General features: G+C 68.7%; 12 protein-coding genes and 2 pseudogenes. 4 read left to right on the top strand and 10 right to left on the bottom strand.

Features of this window, described 5'->3' with window-relative positions; genetic code table 11:
• Positions 1 to 142: 142 nt before the first annotated feature.
• Positions 143 to 2,254 carry an MMPL family transporter gene (locus tag ACFY8W_RS01405; protein ID WP_391098718.1) on the top strand — a complete coding sequence of 704 codons (2,112 nt, stop codon included), beginning with the start codon at positions 143 to 145 and terminating at the stop codon, positions 2,252 to 2,254.
• A gap of 160 nt (positions 2,255 to 2,414) precedes the next feature.
• Here the strand turns inward: ACFY8W_RS01405 and ACFY8W_RS01400 are convergent, their stop codons facing one another.
• The 4 genes from ACFY8W_RS01400 to ACFY8W_RS01385 form a co-directional block, all read right to left on the bottom strand.
• Positions 2,415 to 3,725: a DUF3533 domain-containing protein gene (locus tag ACFY8W_RS01400; RefSeq protein ID WP_391098715.1), complete on the bottom strand. Its 1,311-nt coding sequence runs from the start codon at positions 3,723 to 3,725 to the stop codon at positions 2,415 to 2,417.
• Between the two features lie 431 nt (positions 3,726 to 4,156).
• Positions 4,157 to 5,062, bottom strand: a complete 906-nt coding sequence (locus ACFY8W_RS01395; protein ID WP_391098712.1) for a LysR substrate-binding domain-containing protein — start codon at positions 5,060 to 5,062, stop codon at positions 4,157 to 4,159.
• Positions 5,063 to 5,192: 130 nt separating this feature from the next.
• On the bottom strand, positions 5,193 to 6,128 hold the full coding sequence (locus tag ACFY8W_RS01390) for a dihydrodipicolinate synthase family protein (RefSeq protein WP_391098709.1): 936 nt from the start codon (positions 6,126 to 6,128) through the stop codon (positions 5,193 to 5,195).
• 32 nt (positions 6,129 to 6,160) lie between these two features.
• On the bottom strand, positions 6,161 to 6,946 hold the full coding sequence (locus ACFY8W_RS01385; protein ID WP_391098706.1) for an SDR family oxidoreductase: 786 nt from the start codon (positions 6,944 to 6,946) through the stop codon (positions 6,161 to 6,163).
• Positions 6,947 to 7,182: 236 nt separating this feature from the next.
• Here ACFY8W_RS01385 and ACFY8W_RS01380 point away from each other — a divergent pair, with 236 nt between their 5' ends.
• A complete protein-coding gene (locus tag ACFY8W_RS01380) occupies positions 7,183 to 8,286 on the top strand; it encodes a zinc-binding dehydrogenase (RefSeq protein WP_391098703.1) in 1,104 nt (367 codons plus the stop codon).
• Positions 8,287 to 8,299: 13 nt separating this feature from the next.
• A complete protein-coding gene (locus ACFY8W_RS01375; protein WP_391098700.1) occupies positions 8,300 to 9,454 on the top strand; it encodes a DUF3500 domain-containing protein in 1,155 nt (384 codons plus the stop codon).
• A 50-nt stretch (positions 9,455 to 9,504) separates the two neighbouring features.
• On the opposite strand, the gene ACFY8W_RS01370 is transcribed toward ACFY8W_RS01375, so the two are convergent.
• The 5 genes from ACFY8W_RS01370 to ACFY8W_RS01350 all read right to left on the bottom strand — a co-directional run bounded on the left by ACFY8W_RS01370 (position 9,505) and on the right by ACFY8W_RS01350 (position 14,864).
• Positions 9,505 to 10,059 carry a TetR/AcrR family transcriptional regulator C-terminal domain-containing protein gene (locus tag ACFY8W_RS01370; RefSeq protein ID WP_391098698.1) on the bottom strand — a complete coding sequence of 185 codons (555 nt, stop codon included), beginning with the start codon at positions 10,057 to 10,059 and terminating at the stop codon, positions 9,505 to 9,507.
• 126 nt (positions 10,060 to 10,185) lie between these two features.
• Positions 10,186 to 11,511 (bottom strand): amidohydrolase family protein, encoded by a 1,326-nt coding sequence (locus ACFY8W_RS01365; RefSeq protein WP_391098696.1) that lies wholly within the window; start codon positions 11,509 to 11,511, stop codon positions 10,186 to 10,188.
• Positions 11,512 to 11,573: 62 nt separating this feature from the next.
• On the bottom strand, positions 11,574 to 13,109 hold the full coding sequence (locus tag ACFY8W_RS01360; protein WP_391098693.1) for an FAD-dependent monooxygenase: 1,536 nt from the start codon (positions 13,107 to 13,109) through the stop codon (positions 11,574 to 11,576).
• Positions 13,106 to 14,011 carry an alpha/beta fold hydrolase gene (locus tag ACFY8W_RS01355; RefSeq protein WP_391098691.1) on the bottom strand — a complete coding sequence of 302 codons (906 nt, stop codon included), beginning with the start codon at positions 14,009 to 14,011 and terminating at the stop codon, positions 13,106 to 13,108. Before ACFY8W_RS01355 ends, ACFY8W_RS01360 begins: the two co-directional genes overlap by 4 nt.
• 19 nt (positions 14,012 to 14,030) lie before the next feature.
• Positions 14,031 to 14,864 carry an alpha/beta fold hydrolase gene (locus tag ACFY8W_RS01350; RefSeq protein ID WP_391098688.1) on the bottom strand — a complete coding sequence of 278 codons (834 nt, stop codon included), beginning with the start codon at positions 14,862 to 14,864 and terminating at the stop codon, positions 14,031 to 14,033.
• A gap of 1,121 nt (positions 14,865 to 15,985) precedes the next feature.
• Here ACFY8W_RS01350 and ACFY8W_RS01345 point away from each other — a divergent pair.
• Positions 15,986 to 16,195 (top strand): annotated as a pseudogene (locus ACFY8W_RS01345) (dihydropyrimidinase); the annotation flags it as partial.
• Positions 16,196 to 16,698: 503 nt separating this feature from the next.
• Here ACFY8W_RS01345 and ACFY8W_RS01340 read toward each other — a convergent pair.
• Positions 16,699 to 16,830: pseudogene (locus tag ACFY8W_RS01340) on the bottom strand (aldehyde dehydrogenase family protein); the annotation flags it as partial.
• Positions 16,831 to 16,910 lie beyond the last annotated feature (80 nt).

The raw sequence follows: 16,910 nt of genomic DNA, 5'->3' as shown, positions 1-16,910 counted from the left end.
AGTGCATGGTTGTGTCTGTTTTGAGATATTCATCAGGAGTTCCATGACCTGATGACCGGAGCGTGCGTGCCATGGCCAGTTTCTCTACCACCTCGGGAAGCTCGCGTTCCGGCGTCGCAGGCTGGTTCTCGCTCTGTGGGCGGTGGTGATCACCGCGGTGGTGGCCGGTCTCGGCGTGGCCGGTGAGGACACCGATGACACGTTCACGATTCCCGGGTCGGAGTCCCAGCGGGCGCTCGACACACTCAATCGGGTGTATCCGGCGGCCGGTGGTACCAACGCGCAGATCGTGTTCACCGCCCCGGCGGGGGAGCGGGTCACCGCGCAGAAGTACCAGGCGGGGATCGCCGCGACGCTCAAGGAGGCCGCGGCCGCCCCGCAGGTCGCCGGGGTCCTCTCGCCCGAGCAGACCCGGGCCGTGTCCAAGGACGGCCGCGCGGCCCTCGCACAGGTCCAGTACACCGTCTCCAACGCGGACCTCGAGGACGGGTCGCTGGACTCTCTCGAGGATACGATCGCCGCGGCCGAGAAGGCCGGGCTCGTAGTGTCGGTGGGCGGTCAGGCGTACAACAGCACCGGTGTCGACATCAGCGCCAAGGAAGGCGTCGGTGTCGTCATCGCCCTGGTCATCCTGGTGATCACGTTCGGATCGCTGCTCGCGGCCGGGATGCCGGTGCTCACCGCCGTCATCGGCGTCGTGGTCGGCGCCGGCGGGCTGCTCCTGGTGAGCCATCTGACCGCGATCTCCTCCACGGCGCTGACCCTGACGGTCATGCTGGGCCTCGCGGTCGGCATCGACTACACGCTGTTCATCCTGTCCCGCCACCGCGACCAGCTCAATGCAGGGATGACGCCCGAGGACTCTGCGGCCCGCGCGATCGGAACCTCCGGCAGCGCGGTCGCCTTCGCGGCGCTCACCGTGATCATCGCCATGGTCGGACTCTCCGTCGTCGGCATTCCCTTCCTGACCGTGATGGGGCTGGCCGGTGCGGGAGGCGTGGCGAGCGCCGCACTCGTCGCCCTCACCCTGCTGCCCGCGCTCCTTGGATTCGCGGGTGAGCGGCTGCGATCCAAGCCGAAGAAGACATCCGGGCCGGGCGACCCGGCGGAGCCGAAGCCGAAGCCGACGCTGGGCGCCCGGTGGGTGCGGACGGTGACCCGTATCCCTGCCCTCACCGTCGTCCTGGTGACAGCCGGGCTCCTGGTCGTCGCCTGGCCCGCCCGCGACCTGCACCTGGCCCTGCCCGACAACGGCAGCGCCGCGAAGTCCACCACCCAGCGCGAGACCTACGACACCATCACCAAGGAGTTCGGCCCCGGCCTCAACGGCCCGCTGCTGCTCCTGTTGAACACCGGCGGCGCCGAGGCGTTGTCCGCCCAGGAGCTCACCGGGCAACTGGACACCGTGCGCCAGGCCCTGGCCGCCACCAAGGGTGTCGCCCTCGCCTCGGCGGCCCAGCAGCTCAATCCCGAGTACGCGCTGATGACCGTGGTGCCGACCACCGGCTCCGGGGACGAGGCCACCAGCGACCTGGTCAAGGCGCTGCGGGCCAAGGAGTCCTCGGTCCGGTCCGGCACCGGGATCTCGTACCAGGTCACCGGGCAGACCGCCGTCAACGTCGACGTGTCCCAGAAGCTCAGCGACTCGCTGCTGACCTTCGCGATCGTGGTCGTGGGCCTGTGCCTGCTGATCCTGCTGCTGGTCTTCCGCTCCCTCGTGGTCCCGGTCAAGGCGACGGTCGGGTTTCTGCTCTCCGTCGCGGCCGCCTTCGGCGCGGTGGTCGTGGTCTTCCAGTGGGGCTGGGCCGCGGACTTCATCGGCGTCACGAAGACCGGGCCGGTGGTGTCCTTCCTGCCGATCATCCTCATGGCCGTGCTCTTCGGACTGGCCATGGACTACGAGGTGTTCGTCGTCTCCAGCATCCACGAGGAGTACGCACACGGCGGTGACGCCCGCCGGGCCGTCCTGCAGGGCTCGCCCCTGGCATTCCGGGTGGTCACCGCCGCCGCGTTGATCATGGTGGCGGTCTTCGCCGGCTTCGTCACGATGCAGGACGCCATCGTGAAACCGATCGCCTTCGCCCTGGCCTTCGGGGTGCTGGTCGACGCCTTCCTGATCCGGATGACGTTCGTGCCCGCCGTGCTCATGTGGGTCGGCCAGGGCGGGTGGTGGCTGCCGCGATGGCTGCAGAAGATCCTGCCGAACGTCGACATCGAAGGACGCGATCTGCCCAAGCCGGCGACACGGCCGTAGGACCGAGGGCAGGGCGACCGCTGTCCGAGGTCGAGCCGGTCTGGCCCCTACGCCTCTGCGCGGCTGGTGTTCCGCCCGTAGAGGGAGGCAGCGCCCCGGGGCAGCCGCTCGTGGTGCTCCGCTGGGGATGCTGTGGAGCATCTCCAGCGGAGTCTGTCGGTCACTGCCCGGCGACGGCAGGGGTGCTGTGCTTCCTGGCCAGCCCCTTGAGGTCGTAGCCACGAGTGCCCAGCGCCCCGACGAGGAGGCCGAGGGCGAGTGCGATCACTGCGGCCGACACGGCCCGCGTCAGCCCTGAATCCGAGGTGGCGCCGAAGTACAGGATCGAGCGCGTACCCAGATAGATCTGGTGCATGGGTTCGAACGAGCTGAGGAAGCGGATGAAGGGGGGCATGGCTTCCAGCGGTGTCGTACCGCCGGAGCTGGGGATCGAGAGCACGATGAAGAGGAAGAGGTTGACCACCATGCCCAGACCGCCCAGCAGGGCGAGAATCGCCTGGGCAACCACCGCGACGGCCGTGATGCTCAGGACGCTGAACAGCCACAGCTCCCAGGGATGGTCCAGCGGCATGCCGATCCAGTCCGCGATCCCCAGATAGACGCTGCTGACGAGCACCGCGATCCCCGTCATGATTCCCCACTTCAGAACAAGGGTGGCCAGGCGGCTGCGACCCGAGTGGGGTTCCATGCGGTAGAGCGGACCGATCTCCGACGGAGTGAAACCGAGCTGGGAGTCGACGAGGCTGGTGGCGATCATGGAGCCCGTGAACCCGGCCAGCGCCAGCAGGAGGGCGTAGTAGAAGGCCGAGAGGCCGCCGCCGGTCCCGTCGGGAACCTCCTTGAACGGCGTGACGTGCACCAGCATCGGTTCGGAGAGAACGATGCGTGCCGTTCCCGTGATGGACTGGCTGCCGGATGCCGCCTCGTCCCCGGCCTGTGTCGCAGTGGCGAGCAGTTGCTCGCCCACGGTCTGGTTCGCCTCGGCCAGCGCCTGAGAAGCGAAGGAATTGACGACGGACGTGCTGGAAGTGTTCGCGAGGGGATTGGTGTACACGGTGACTGCGGGCTGCTGCGCGGCCCCACCGGTCGCCGCGCTCTCCGTGAGAGTCACCAGCCTTTCGCTCAGGTCCGAGGGCAGAACGATCGCGCCGTAGAGCTTCCCCTTGCCCATGTCCTCCTCCGCTGTGGCCAGGCTCACGTAGCGGAGATCGAACTTGTCGCCGTCGACCCCCTCGCGCAGGCTGTCGGAGATCTGCTGGCCGATGTTGATGTGCTGCCCCGACGGGCTGGTGGCTCCGGCATCGGCGTTGACGACCGCTACGGGAAAGCCGTTGAGGTCTTTGGAGGAGTTGACCGTCGACCCCAGATACAACGCTGCCAGGGCAGCCATGACCACGGTGACGATGACTGCCGGGGTCAGCCACAACCGCGGCCCCAGCCTGCTTCCTGCGGGCTTGTTGTCGTTCGGCATGGTGCGCACTCCCTGGGTGACCGTTTCGGTTACTACGTGACCAGAATGGTCACCCTTCTTCGTGAAGTCAAACGCAAGGGTGAGCAGCGTGGAGATGGGAGTGCCCCCACTGAGCACGGACCGTGGTGCCGGGGCTACGACCTGTTCCGTCGGTGGCAGCGCAACGGCACCTGGCGGCGGATCCTCACCCGGCTCCGGTCCCCGGCGACGCGAAGGGTGGGATCACGTGGGATCTGGGCGTCGACTCCACGGTCTGCCGTGTCCACCAGCACGCGGCAGGAGTCCGCAAACAGGGCGGCCCGCAGAAGGAACCACCGGGCGGCATCTTCACCGAGCCCTGTGACCACGGGGCTGGGACGGTTGCACGGCGGGTTCACCGCCAAGCTCCACCTGGCCGTCGAGCAGGGCGCCGCTTACCGTGCACGAGCTCGTCAGAAGCAGAGTGCTCCTTCTGGCAGATCCCGTTCGGCAGTGAGTGGCAGCTCCAAAGCGGTGAGCATGTCCCGGTATCGCTCGGCCAGTTGGGAAGGGCGCTTTCTGCTGAACACCACCAGCTCCCGGAAACAGCCGGGTCCGATCCGCCGGGCGTGCCTCGACCAGCGCAGCGGCACCGCGTTCTCCGGCGTCACCGTCACGCCGATTCCCTCGACCGCGAACAGCAGCGCTGCGGAGACCTGGCCCGTGCGTGCGACGGCGCGCGGGGTGAACCCGAGGTGCCGTGTCAGGCGGTCCACCACTTCGCTCATGCCCTGTTCCTGCTCGTAGAGCACCCAGTCGGCAGCGGCCAGTTCGGCGGGATCGGCCGATGCCCCCGCCGGGTATTCGGCCGAGCCGGTCACCACCATCTCCTCGTATCCCAGGGAGACGACGGGCCCCTCCCACGGGTCGGGCCGTGGGCCGACCGCGATGTCGCCCTGGCCACTGCGCATGGCCTCCTCGAGGTCCCGGCGGTGGGAGTAGTCGTGCAGTCTCAGCACGGTGGAGGGGTACGTCGAGTGCCAGCGCGCCGCGGACGGCGGCAGGATCCCCGAGGCGACGGACCGCACGGTCAGGACGTGGACATCGCCCTGACGGCCCTCCACCACCTCGCGCACCGAGTCCTGCGCGTCCTGAACCGCGCGGACGACGTTCTGTGCTCGGGGAAGGAAGGCACGGCCCGCGGGAGTCAGCGTCACCCCTTGCCGGCCGCGCTCCAGCAGGACCGCGCCCAGCTCCTTCTCCAAGGCCCCGATCTGCTGGGACAGCGAAGGCTGCGTGACATAGAGTCGCGCAGCCGCTCCACTGAAGGAGCCCGCCTCCCAGACCGCGAGGAAGTACTCCAGCTGACGTAGCTGCATGTGACCAAGTTACTCGGCCGAGCGCTGCCCAGTGCTTGCGCTGTGACCACGAATCCGGTGCTTCTCAGGACCTGCGGCATGGCGCGCAGCTCGCGTCGGCGGGGATGCGCCGAGGGGTGTCATCTGCGCGTCATGCCGTAAGCGCGACCCTGCTGTCCTTGCGGGTGAGCCGGGACAGCAAGTAGTCGACCTCGGTGCGGGCACGAGCCGAGAGCACGGACCCGGGCTTGCGCTGGGTGTCGGAGGCCAGGATTCCGCGGCGCTTCATGACGTACTTGCGCACGGCCAGGCCGATGCCCGGCTGCTGTTCGTAGCGCAGCAGGGGCAGATGGGCGTCGAAGAGGTCATGGGCGGCGTCACGGTCGCCGGCCGCGGTGTGGCGCACCACGTCGACGAGGAGCTCGGGAACGCAGTAGCCCGTCATCGCTCCGTCAGCTCCGCGTTCGGTCTCGAAGTCCAGGAAGAGGCCGCCGTTTCCGCACAGGATCGACAGGCGGGGCATCACTCCGTCGGCTTCGAGTTGCCGCAGTGCGCTGATCTTCTCCAAGCCTGGCCAGTCCTCGTGCTTGAGCATCACGCATCCCGGCGCGGCGTTCGCGATGCGGGCGATGACGGCAGGGGACATGACGACGGAGAACGACAGCGGATAGTCCTGGATCACGAACGGCACGTCCGCGCCGATGGCACCCGCCGCTCCCTCGTAGTAGCTCACGATCTGGTCCTCGGTCCGCAGCGTGTTCGGCGGGGCGATCATGACGCCCTCGGCGCCGGCTGACATGACGTCAACCGCGAGAGCCCGCATAGCGGCGTAACCGGGCGCGGAGACGCCCACGACGACCGGCAGGTCGGTTCGCTTGATGACGTGTTGGACGATGCGCACGCTTTCCTCGTGGGACAGCTTGGGTGCTTCGCCCATCTGCCCCAGGAGGGTCAGTCCGGTGACGCCGGCGTCTTGGTAGAAGTCGACGAGTCGGCTGAGCGAGTCGACATCGACGGCGCCTTCCTCGTCGAAAGGCGTGGGTGCGATGGCGAAAACACCATGGGTGGTGCGGTCCAGCGGTGCCATTGTTCTGCCTCCTCAGAAGTCCGATGCCTGTTTCAGAGACTGGTGATGAGTCCGCCGTCGACGCGAAGGACCGAGCCCGTGATGTAAGAAGCATGGGCGCTTGCGAGGAAGGCGACGGCGGCGGCGTATTCCCGCGGTTCGCCGTAGCGGCCCACAGGGATCGAGGCGACGCTCTCGGCGGACGTCTCCGCGACGGACCTGCCCTCCCGGTCGGCCCTGGCCTGGTCGAGGAACGTGGTCCGCTGAGTGCCGATTCGTCCCGGAACGACCACGTTGCAGGTGACACCCTCGGCCGCGACTTCCCGGGCCAGCGTCTTGGACCAGCCGAGCAGGCTGCCCCGCAGGGCGTTCGACAGCCCCAGGTTGGGGATGGGGGCGATCACCCCCGAGCTGGTACTGGTGATGATCCTGCCCCAGCCGCGGCTCTGCATCAGCGGCACGACCCTGTCTGTGATCGCGATGACGGACAGCACCATGGACTGGAAGTGCCTCAGCCAGAGTTCAGGGTCCTGCCCCGCAACCGGCGAGGGCGGCGGCCCTCCCGTGTTGTTGACCAGGATGTCCACGGGACCGAGGGCCCCTTCGACTGCCGCGACGTGCTGGTCGATCGCGCCCAGGTCCGCGAGATCCCATTCCAGGGGCACGGCCTTCCCGCCCGCTCCGGCCACCGCCTCGGCGGTGCGCTCGGCGGCCTGTGGGCTGATGTCCGCGACGGCGACAGCGGCGCCTTCCGCGGCGAGAGTCTGGGCGATCGCTCCGCCGAGACCCCCACCCCCGCCCAGTACGAGCGCGGTCTTGCCCGAAATTCCCAGATCCACAGCTTCGCTCCTTGGGCGGTGGCCCCGTTCGTCGTTTCCAAAGGACACTGCCACGAGGCCGCGAAGGGACTCCAATAGGAATCTCCCGCGGCATGCATAAGGGATCCCTATGCGCCGCGCATAGGGAAGAGGCGTTCCCGGCGTGCAGGATGAGATGGGGAACAGGGCCGTTTCGGCCCGTCGATTCCCGACACATGTTCACGGATGCATGTCATGGCCCGTAACTGGAGGCCCTTATGTTCTTGCCCGAAACCATGCAGGCCGCGGTCCTCGCCGAGCCCGGCGCCCTCGCCGTCACGACGCTGCCCGTGCCGCAGGTGGGACCGGAAGACGTTCTGGTACACGTCCGCCGAGCGTCCCTGTGCGGAACGGACTTGAAGATCCGCAGCCGGCACTTCTTCAAGGACGGCGGCCCGGCCGCTGGCGAGTTCGTACCCGGCCACGAGTACGCCGGCGTCGTTGCCACGGTGGGAAGCGCCGTGGACGAATTCCGGGTCGGCGACCGGGTGGTGACGGAAGCCCACCGCGGCTGCATGCGCTGTGCCAACTGCCTGGCCGGGGCCTATACGGACTGCCTCAACTACGGCCTGCGGCACACCGGGCACCGCGTGCAGGGCATGACCGTCAACGGGGGCTTCGCCCAGTACGCGCTCAACCATGTGGCGACCCTCCACCGGTTGCCGGACACCGTGGACTTCGACGCCGCGGTCGTCCTCACCACCGTGGGCACCGTGATGCACGCCTTCGACGTGCTCGACACCCTGCTCGTCGGATCCACGGTCGCTGTGATCGGCCCCGGACCGATAGGTCTGCTCGCGGTACAGGTCGCACGTGAACTCGGGGCCAGGACCGTCGCCCTGGCCGGTACGCGGGAAGCCAGGCTTGCCATCGGCAAGTCCTTCGGCGCGGACCTGGTCGTCAACTCCCGGGAGGAGGACGCCGTGGCGGCAGTCCGGGAGGCAACGGACGGGATCGGCGCCGACATCGTCCTGGAGTGCTCCGGCGCCCCGAGTGCGGTGGACGACGCGCTGCGTATGGCCAAGCGGTCCGGGAAGATCGTCCTGGTCGGCTTCTTCGAAGAGCCGGTACGGGCCGACCTCAACCACGCCGTGATGAACGGCATCTCGATCCGGACGGTCCGCGGCGAGGGCACTGGTTCGCTGGCCCGCGCCGTGGGTCTGGCCGCGCGGGGCCGGCTGCGCACCGCGGAGTTGGTCACTCACCATTTCGGGCTGCCCGACGTCGCCGAGGCGTTCGACACCTACGCCGAGCGCCGGGGCAACGCCATCAAGGTCATGCTGGACATCTCCGAGGACCCGGAGCCCACCAGTGACCGGTAGCGGAGAGGGCACTGTGCCCGACGCCTTGGCAGCCGGGCGGGAGAAGGCGGCGGCCGCCATGGCCGATGCCGCCACCGCCTGGCTGGAGAGCCTCAGTGAGGACCAACTCCCGCTCGCCGCCCACGGATCCCCGCTCCAGCCGGATGCGGAGGCCGAGCGGCTGCGCTGGTTCTACACCCCCACCGACCACGGCGGGCTCGCCGTCCGGGACCAGAACGCCCGCCAACAGAGCCTGGCCATGCGGCTGGTGGCCACTGGACTGTCCGTCCCGGGCTACGCCACGGTCACCACTGTGATGGGACTGGAGAACGTCCTGGACCAGTTGGAAGGGTGGCGGGTCCACTGGGGCCGGCAGCGCGGACGGGACCCCGGCCTGTACTGGCTGAGGATCTTCGGCCGCCCCGGCGACCGTGTCTGGGCATGGCGGTTCGGCGGCCACCACATCTCCCTGAACAACCTCGTCGTCGCCGGCCGGCTCGTCTCCACGACCCCCTGCTTCATCGGTGCCGACCCGGCCACGACCGACCTGATCGGAGGCACCCTGCGGCCCTTGCAAGGCCCTGAGGAGACGGCCCGTCAACTGGTCCGCAGCCTGGACACGGGCCAACTCCAAGGTGCCCTGCTCCACCCGTCCGCGGTCTCGGACATCGTCTCCGGCAACCGCCCACGCGTCGCACACGGCGACACGATGATGCACATGCAGGACCTGTGGCGCGGCCGGTTCGCCGACCCTGAGCTGGACCGGCTCGTCGACGACATCGACCGCCGGGCGGAAGCGGGCAGCGGATACACCGAGAACGATCACGCGCGCGTGGCCATCACGATTCCCCCCCAAGGCATCAGCGGTCGCGACCTGAACAACGAGCAGCGGCACCTGTTGCGCCGGCTCGTCACCCTTTACACCGGACGGGCACCCGAGTTCCTCGCAGACGCCTACGACACCCACTACGCCTCTGACACCGTCCTCGACGCGGTGCATTTCGGCTGGGCGGGCAGCACGGACGCCGGAGAACCGCACTACTACCGGGTGCAGGACCCTCGCGTCCTCATCGAGTACGACAACACCCAGCGGGACGCCAACCACGCCCACTCGGTGTGGCGTGACCTGACCTCCGATTTCGGACTGGACGTACTCGCCGAACACCGCGCACACTTCGCACACGAGTAGGGCCTGCTCGGGGAACGCCGTACACACCTGACCGCCGGTTTTCCCGGCGGTCAGGTACGGGCGGCAAGCCTGCCTTCGACGCCGTCGAGAAGCGACCGCAGTCCGAAGGACACATACGGGCGAGGGGTGTCTGCGAGGGCGGCGCCGATCGCGAACGTGACGACGCTCTGGGCGGCATGTTCGGCAGCCCGCCTGCTGAGGCCGGACGCCTCGCAGACCGCGAGCAGGTGCTCGTCATGGCGTTCCCTTGCCGGGCCGTCGAGAGGCTGGATGGTCATGGCGGCCAGCAGCCAGGGGTGCCTGAGAAGCAGCGAACGCAGGTTGTCGGCCATGGCCAGGAGGGCCGGACGCCATTCGCCGCCGTCGAGAGCGGGGAGAGGTGTCTGTCCCCACACGGTGTCAGCGGCCAGCAGGAGCAGGTCGTGTCGGCTCTTGATGTGCCAGTACAGCGCCGCCGCGGTGATGCCGAGACGGCCGGCGAGTCTTCGCATGGTCAGACTCTCGATGCCGCCCTCGTCCAGAAGGGCGATGGCCGCCTGGATGATCTGCTCCTGGTGCAGGGCGCCGCGGGGCATACCCGCGGTAGGCGGCATAGGGCTGCTCACGGGACCTTCTTGCTGGGGGAACGAGGCCGCGGTGTTCGGCTCTGAGGGTGTGTGGCCATCGCGCCGACGAGGACGGGGTGCCGTGCGCGTCGGCGCGCGGTTCACGCGTGGGGCCGTTGCGGTAGGTCAGCCGGGAGAGCCCGCGGGCCGGATGCTGCGCAGCAGCCGTTCTCCGGACTCGCGTAGCCGGTCCTTGACCTCGGGGAGGCCGGATGCGAGCAGGACGTGGTCGCGTTTGCGCCAGGTGCCGGCGACCATCACGGCTTCGATGTTGGCGATGTCGGCGTGCAGGACCGTGGCGATGGGGTCGTGCGCCGGCCACAGGTTGAGCGCCCGGGCGTCGACGGCGACCAGGTCGGCCTGCATGCCCACCTCGATCCGGCCCACTCTGTCCGCCAGGCCCAGTGCCTTCGCGCCTTCGACCGTGGCCCAGGCAAGCGCCTGTTTGCTGGTGACGGACGGTGTGTTGGCGTACGTGCCGGTCGTCTGCCGGTGGTGGGCGTGGTCCAGGCTGCGCTGGTGGGCCAGGGCGATCCGGGCGGCGGTGAGGACCGTGCCGGGTACGGCGGTGTCGATGTCGGTGCCCAGGGAGGGTGCCGCGTCCAGGCTCAGCAGGGATCCGGTGATGGGTGTGCCGTGTCCCTGGCCCAGTTCGTTCTCCGGGGTGGTGGTGAAGGTGACGCCCGCTTCGGCGAGCGTCTTGATCCAGTCGGCGGGCAGGCCGACTCCGTGCACGATGTTGGTCAGGGGGCTGAACAGCCCGGCGTTGCGCACGGCTTCCCAGCCGGGTGAGGGTTCGCCGCCGCTCTGGTGCATCGAGACGACGAGGCCGCGTTCCGCGCCGGCCTGGAAGTCGGCCACCGCGGTCTCGGGGGATGAGTACTGCGGCCCCTGGAGTGCCATGCCCAGGGTGAGGAGGGCGTGGTCGCGGACGGGTCCGTCGAGAAGCCGGTCGATCTCGGCGAGCGGGTGGGGTGTGTCCGGTGAGCGGTAGGGCGTGCCGTGGAGGAAGACGGCGCGGATCCCGGCCTGGACCAGTCCCTCCACGGCCGCGTCGGCGTGTTCGGGCGACAGGGCGTTGTGACACCAGTCGCCGAGGGTGGTGGTACCGCAGTTGATCTGGTTCAGGGCGCCGGCGAGACTGCTGACGTGCATGTCGGCCGGGGTGTAGTGCCCGACGCACGCGCCGTGCAGGTGGGTGAGGTACTCCATCAGCGTCCAGTCGGCGCCTGCGGAGCGCAACGCGGTCTGCCAGGTGTGCAGATGGGCGTTGACCAGGCCGGGGATGAGGACGCGGCCGGAGAAGTCGACGACCTCGGCGTCGGGCGCCTCGATGGTTTCGCCGACGGCTGCGATGGTGTCGCCGTCGACGAGGATGTCGACATGTTCGGCGTCCGGCCGGTCCGGCGTCATCGTGATGACGTGCGCCCCTCGCAGCAGTATGCGGCTCATTCAGCGTCCCCCGAACCGGGGGAGGTGTGGCTCTGCTGGGACATGGTGCGGCTCCTTGTTGCTTATGGCGTCATTGCCCGCGCGGCGGATTGTGTGGTGGTGAGGAAGTCCCGAGTGGCGATGTGCCCGATGTAGCCGTCGGGACGGATCAGCAGCAGAGTGTCGCCGGTCAGGCCGTAGGCACTCCGCAGCGTGTTCTCGGGGTCGGAGAAGGTGCGGCCCTCGCCCGCGGCCGATCCGTCGGTGAGCCGCTTCAGCGGGGCACCCGTCGTCGGCCAGTCGAGGAGTTCGAGGTCCCGGGTGGCGCCGGGGCCGTAGGCGATGGCGGTGAAGTGCGGTCCCTGGAAGAGGTGGAACAGGCGGGTCTCGGCGCCGTCGGCGCCGAGCAGTCGGGCGTCCGGGGCGCGGTCGCCCACGTGCAGCGTGCTGGTCTCGCCACTGTCGCCGTCGGTGGGGGCGAGCGGGCCGCCGTAGTAGGTCAGGGCGAGCTGCTGCTCGTCCTTGCCGCGCTTCATGCTGGAGGGGTCCAGCTTGGCGATGCCGCCCCACTTCTCCGTGGACAGTCCCAGGACCCGGGCGGCGATCGGCTGTCGCTCGGCCTCGTAGGTGGCAAGGAGGGCGGGGTCGGCTCCGGCGAGGACCTGGCCGAGCTTCCAGCCGAGGTTGTAGCCGTCCTGCATGCCGGTGTTCAAGCCCTGGGCACCGGCGGGGGTGTGGACGTGCGCGGCGTCGCCGACGAGGAAGACCCGTCCGCGGCCGTAGTGCTCCGCGAGACGGATGTTGGGCCGGAACACGGACGTCCAGTGGATCTCGTGCAGCCGGATGCGCCGGTTGCGGGTGTGGGAGTGGATCCGGTCGACGATGGCGCCGATCTCCTGGGGCGGCTTCTCGTCGGGCGTGAGACGGATCATCCACTGGAACATGTCGCTGCCGGGGAGCGGGCAGGCGCCGATGAGCTTGCCTCCGAGGCCGGGCCACATGTGCCATCGGTTGCGGGCCAGGCCACTGACGGAGGCGTCCACGATCAGCACGCGGTCGGCCTCGTCCGTCGTTCCGACGAAACCGATGTCGAGCTGCTTGCGCACCGCGCTGGAGCCGCCGTCGGCTCCGACGGCGTAGCGGGCGACGATCTCCTCGGCCCCGTCCGCGCCCACGACCTTGGCGACCACCGTGCCCTCGTCCTGCGTCAGCTCGGTCAGTTCCTTGCCGAACTCGACCTGGCGGCCGAGCTCATTGAGCCGGGCGTGCAGGGCGCGGTCCGTGCGGAACTGCGGGATCAGCCAGGTGTTCGGGTAGGGGACGTCCGGGGTCGCCTCTCTGTGGGGGAACATCTTCCACGGCACGCTGAGGGGTCCCGCATGGAGCCCGAGCTTGGGATAGGTGTCTCCGCCGGCCAGTACGTCGTCGAGAGCGCCGAGGTCTTCGAGGACTTCGAGGCTGCGGGGCTGGATGCCCTTGGCGCGTGAGCCGTCGAAGGCGTGGGGGGACCGGTCGACGATCCGGACGTCGAGTCCGCGGCGTACGAGGTCGATCGCCAGGGCGGAGCCCGAGGGGCCGGCGCCGATGATCAAGACGTCGATGGGCTGCGGGTTGCTCATGGGTCGAGCCTTTCGGTGTGCGCGGACACGAACGAGACGAGCTGTTCGGCGACGTTGCGGGGCCGTTCGTAGGGGGCCATGTGCCCGCATTTGTCAATCACGTGATGCTTCTGAGGCTTGAGCAGGGCGCGTGCTGTGTCGATGTGCGCCGGCGGGGTGACGTTGTCCTCGTCGCCCCACAGCAGCAGCGTCGGAATGCCCAGTGCTCCCGTGCGTCGGAAGAGGTCGTCCCGGCCGGCGAACGGCAGGTGCTGGAGGGTGTCGAAGACCGCGTACAGCGAGCCCTCGAAGCGGAAGGCGTCGAGGACCATCTCGGTCAGTTTCGCGCCGCGTTCGGGGTCGCGGACGTTGTGCCCGAGGTGCCCCTGGAGCAGTTGGAAGCCGCGACGGCGGGCGACCACTCTGGCCAGCACATCGCTGCGCAGCAGCCGGTCGGGGGAGGTCAGTTGCGGTTTCGCGAGCCCGGCGGGCCCGACGATGGTGAGCGTGGATACCCGCGAGCGGTACTGAGCGGCGTACGTCATGGCGACGAGGGCGCCCATGGAGGTGCCGACCAGGTGCAGGGGCCGTGCCGTCAGGCCGAGCCGGTCCGTCAGCTCGGCCAGCTGCCGGGTGAATAGCGTCTCGTCGTACCGTGCCCGCACCCGGTCGGAGTAGCCGCGGCCGTAGGCGCTGCAGGTCAGGGTCCGCAGTCCGCGGGCGTGCAGCTCGGCGACGAGGCCGTCCCAGTAGAACAGCGGGATGGTCAGACCACCCGCCATGAGGACCACGTCCCCGTCCGCGGGCCCCGTCAGCTCGTAGTGGGTGACACCGTCGGACAGCTCGACGAAACTTCCGCGCAGCGCCTTGCGCGAGTCGGCGGTGAGCTTGCGGTCCTCGCCCGGGGCGACGAAGTACTTCATGGAACGGGCCTCCTTGCCGTCAGTTCGCGGGGGTGTCGGCGCTGGAGCCGAGGAACGTCGCGATCGCGTCCGCGACCCACTGCGGTTCCTCCTCCGGCAGCAGATGTCCGCCGTGGGGGTGGACGAGCTCTTGGGCGCCGGGGATGTCGCGGGTGAAATGCTGGCCGTCGATGGCCGCGCTGCGCAGCACCAGCGTGGGGACCGTGATGCGGGGGATCTGTGCGCTGCGGTCCGGCTGGTCGGTGTTGCAGAAGTCGACGAAGGCCGAGCGGTTACCGGGGCGGCTCATGAGCTGATGGGCGCGGTCCACCATGGCGTCGTCCACGATCCGCGCATGCGGCCCGACGGCCTCGCGCAGGCTGCGTTCGATCGCCCCGCGCGGCATCACCCGCCTCAGCAGGGGCCGCACCAGCGGGTTGCGCGCCAGGCGCATCCCCGCGGGCACGGTCTTCTCCGGGTAGCCGGTGGCGTTGACCAGCACCAGGCCGGTCAGCCGCTCCGGATGATCCAGCGCGACGTTCCAGGCGATGTTGCCGCCCAGGGAATTGCCGGCCACCGCGTAGCGCGGCACGCCCAGCGCCTCCAGGAAGCCCGCCACCGTCGCGGCGTACGCCGGGACGCGGTAGTCACGGTCCGTGCGCGGGCCCGTCAGACCGAACGCCGGCAGGTCGGGACGGATGACGTCGAACGCATCCGACAGCAGGTCCGTCACGGGGTCGAAGTGCTGCAGGGACGAGGCACTGCCGTGCAGCAGTACGAGTGCCGGGCCGTGCCCAGCGCGCTTGTAGTGGATCCGCAGGCCGTCCACCTCGACGAACCGGGAGTCGGACTGGGGCTCGGACCAGATATCCATAATGGATACACTGTTGCCGATAAGCAGTCGTGTCAAGAGGAAGCCCTCACGTGTTACGACCATGGTGTCTTGACCGAGGAGATGATCAGCTGATGCGCCGCGCCGCCGGTCGTGCGTCGGCCCCGCCGGACCGGATCGTCGCCATGGTGCTCTGGATCGCCGATGAGGAGAGAGGGAAGGCGATCAGGGCGGTGCCGCAGATGTGTCCGCGCTTGAGTGTGAAGTCGTCCCCGCCCCCAACAATCGCGGCTTCGCTCCGGCGGGTCGGGCTGCCCGGCGCAGCCATGCGAGGCGGCCCGTGGTGGGGTGAACTGGCTTGCGGTGAATTCCGCGGGACGTCATGGGGGCGGGTCCTTCGGCGTATCTTGTCGGCACTTCCCCCACGTAGTTGTGCTGCGGTCTACCGACCGTGCATCTATGCGTCGCCCTCGTTGTGCAGTGAGCAGCGTCATGATGCGGAGATGGTGCTTCCGATCGAGGAATTGAAGCTTAACGGGCACGCCGAGGAGGTGCAGTGGTGCGGTTAGCTCGGCAGGCAACGTTCACGGATGGAGTAGGTGTTTAGTCTGCGTGGGTGGGGGGTGTGTTGTGGGCCGGCGGGCATGACTCCAATATGGCCGTCGGAGCACTGGCGTGGGTCATGACGTGTGAGTCGGCTTCCGTAACGCACGAGGTCGAGCCGTGGGAGGACGGTGGTGGGTCCACCATTGCAGTGGCCGGGTACCTACTGCTTCTCCCCGCGCCCGCGACTCCTATCACCACCCTGTGCCCCGCTGATCTGGCGCTGCCGGTCAGGGCGCTTCCCATGGACGTTCGGGAGAGTGGCAACTCGCACGGGCCAAGCAGCACGGCCTTCCGCTGCGCAGCCTGCGGGCAGGTCCCCAGTCGGGGGGCCGCGCCCGTCTGGCGCATCGCCGTGGTGGTGACGCACGTATGACGCATCAGAGGCTCCGGAAGGCTGGATTTCGCCCTCGAAATCGCCGCTGACCTGCACGTTTCCTGGACTGGCTCAAGCCGCACGCCTTTCCGATGACGCACCACGTGAAGTGCATCTCGACGACGGAGAAGAACTCCCAACGGGCTATGGCGGCTACGCGGCACCCAGGGGGTATTTCAACGAATTCAACCCCTTCATGGCCTACCCGGGCGTCTTCTATCCGGACGACGGGCGGATCCTGTGGGCCATGCACGTCGCTGCAGGCACCGGCGGACTGATCAGGATGTACTCCGAGAGGCGCATCGCCGGCGACGTCCCCGTGGAACAAGCGTTGGGCCGCGGCGAGAACGATGCCCGCTATAACGACGAGGTCCGCAACGCCCTCCTGTATGCGTAGACCACCCACTGGGCGATGTATGCCGTCCGTCAGGTCGCCGAGGACGCCGGCCGCGACCCCGACGCCCTCGCCATCTGCGTCGCCGCCCCCTTATGCAACGGCCGACGCCTCACCCGCGGTCCGCGCCAACCCCCGCGAGCAGCGCCGACCATGCCGCCGAGTACGGCGAGCACTTCGCCATGGTCGCGGACAGGCTCACCGCGTGCTCAAGGGCCGGAACGGCTACGGTTCAATCAGCGCAGCCACGCCGACAACCTGGCGAACGCCTGGACGTCGAGCAGGAGGCTGGTACCCCGTCTTCCGGATCCGCTGCCCCCACCTGCAGCCGTCCAGCTCGCCTGCTTCTTTTGGTGAGGCGAAGAAGCTCATTCCTACGGTCCGGCTGGAGGCGTGTGTGTTCATGGGCCGAGCGCATGCGCAGCTGAAGCCGCCTGTGCGGAGGCCAGTTACCGCACTGGGTGATCAAGTGTGAGAAGAGCTCGTCGCCCGTGGGGATCGACTCAGAAGAAGCCGAGCTTCTTCGGCGAGTAGCTGACCAGCAGGTTCTTGGTCTGCTGGTAGTGCTCCAGCATCATCTTGTGGGTCTCGCGGCCGATGCCCGACTGCTTATAGCCTCCAAAAGCACTGTGCGCGGAGTTTGATGACATTCCGTAGGAGTGGAAGGCGGCTGACAAGGCGTGATGACGGACGCAGAGTGGCTTGATCACTGGTT

Source organism: Streptomyces sp. NPDC012637 (assembly GCF_042954805.1).
Lineage (GTDB): Bacteria > Actinomycetota > Actinomycetes > Streptomycetales > Streptomycetaceae > Streptomyces.
The sequence above is the reverse complement of the archived record's forward strand: the minus strand, read 5'-3'. Positions and strand labels throughout refer to the sequence as shown.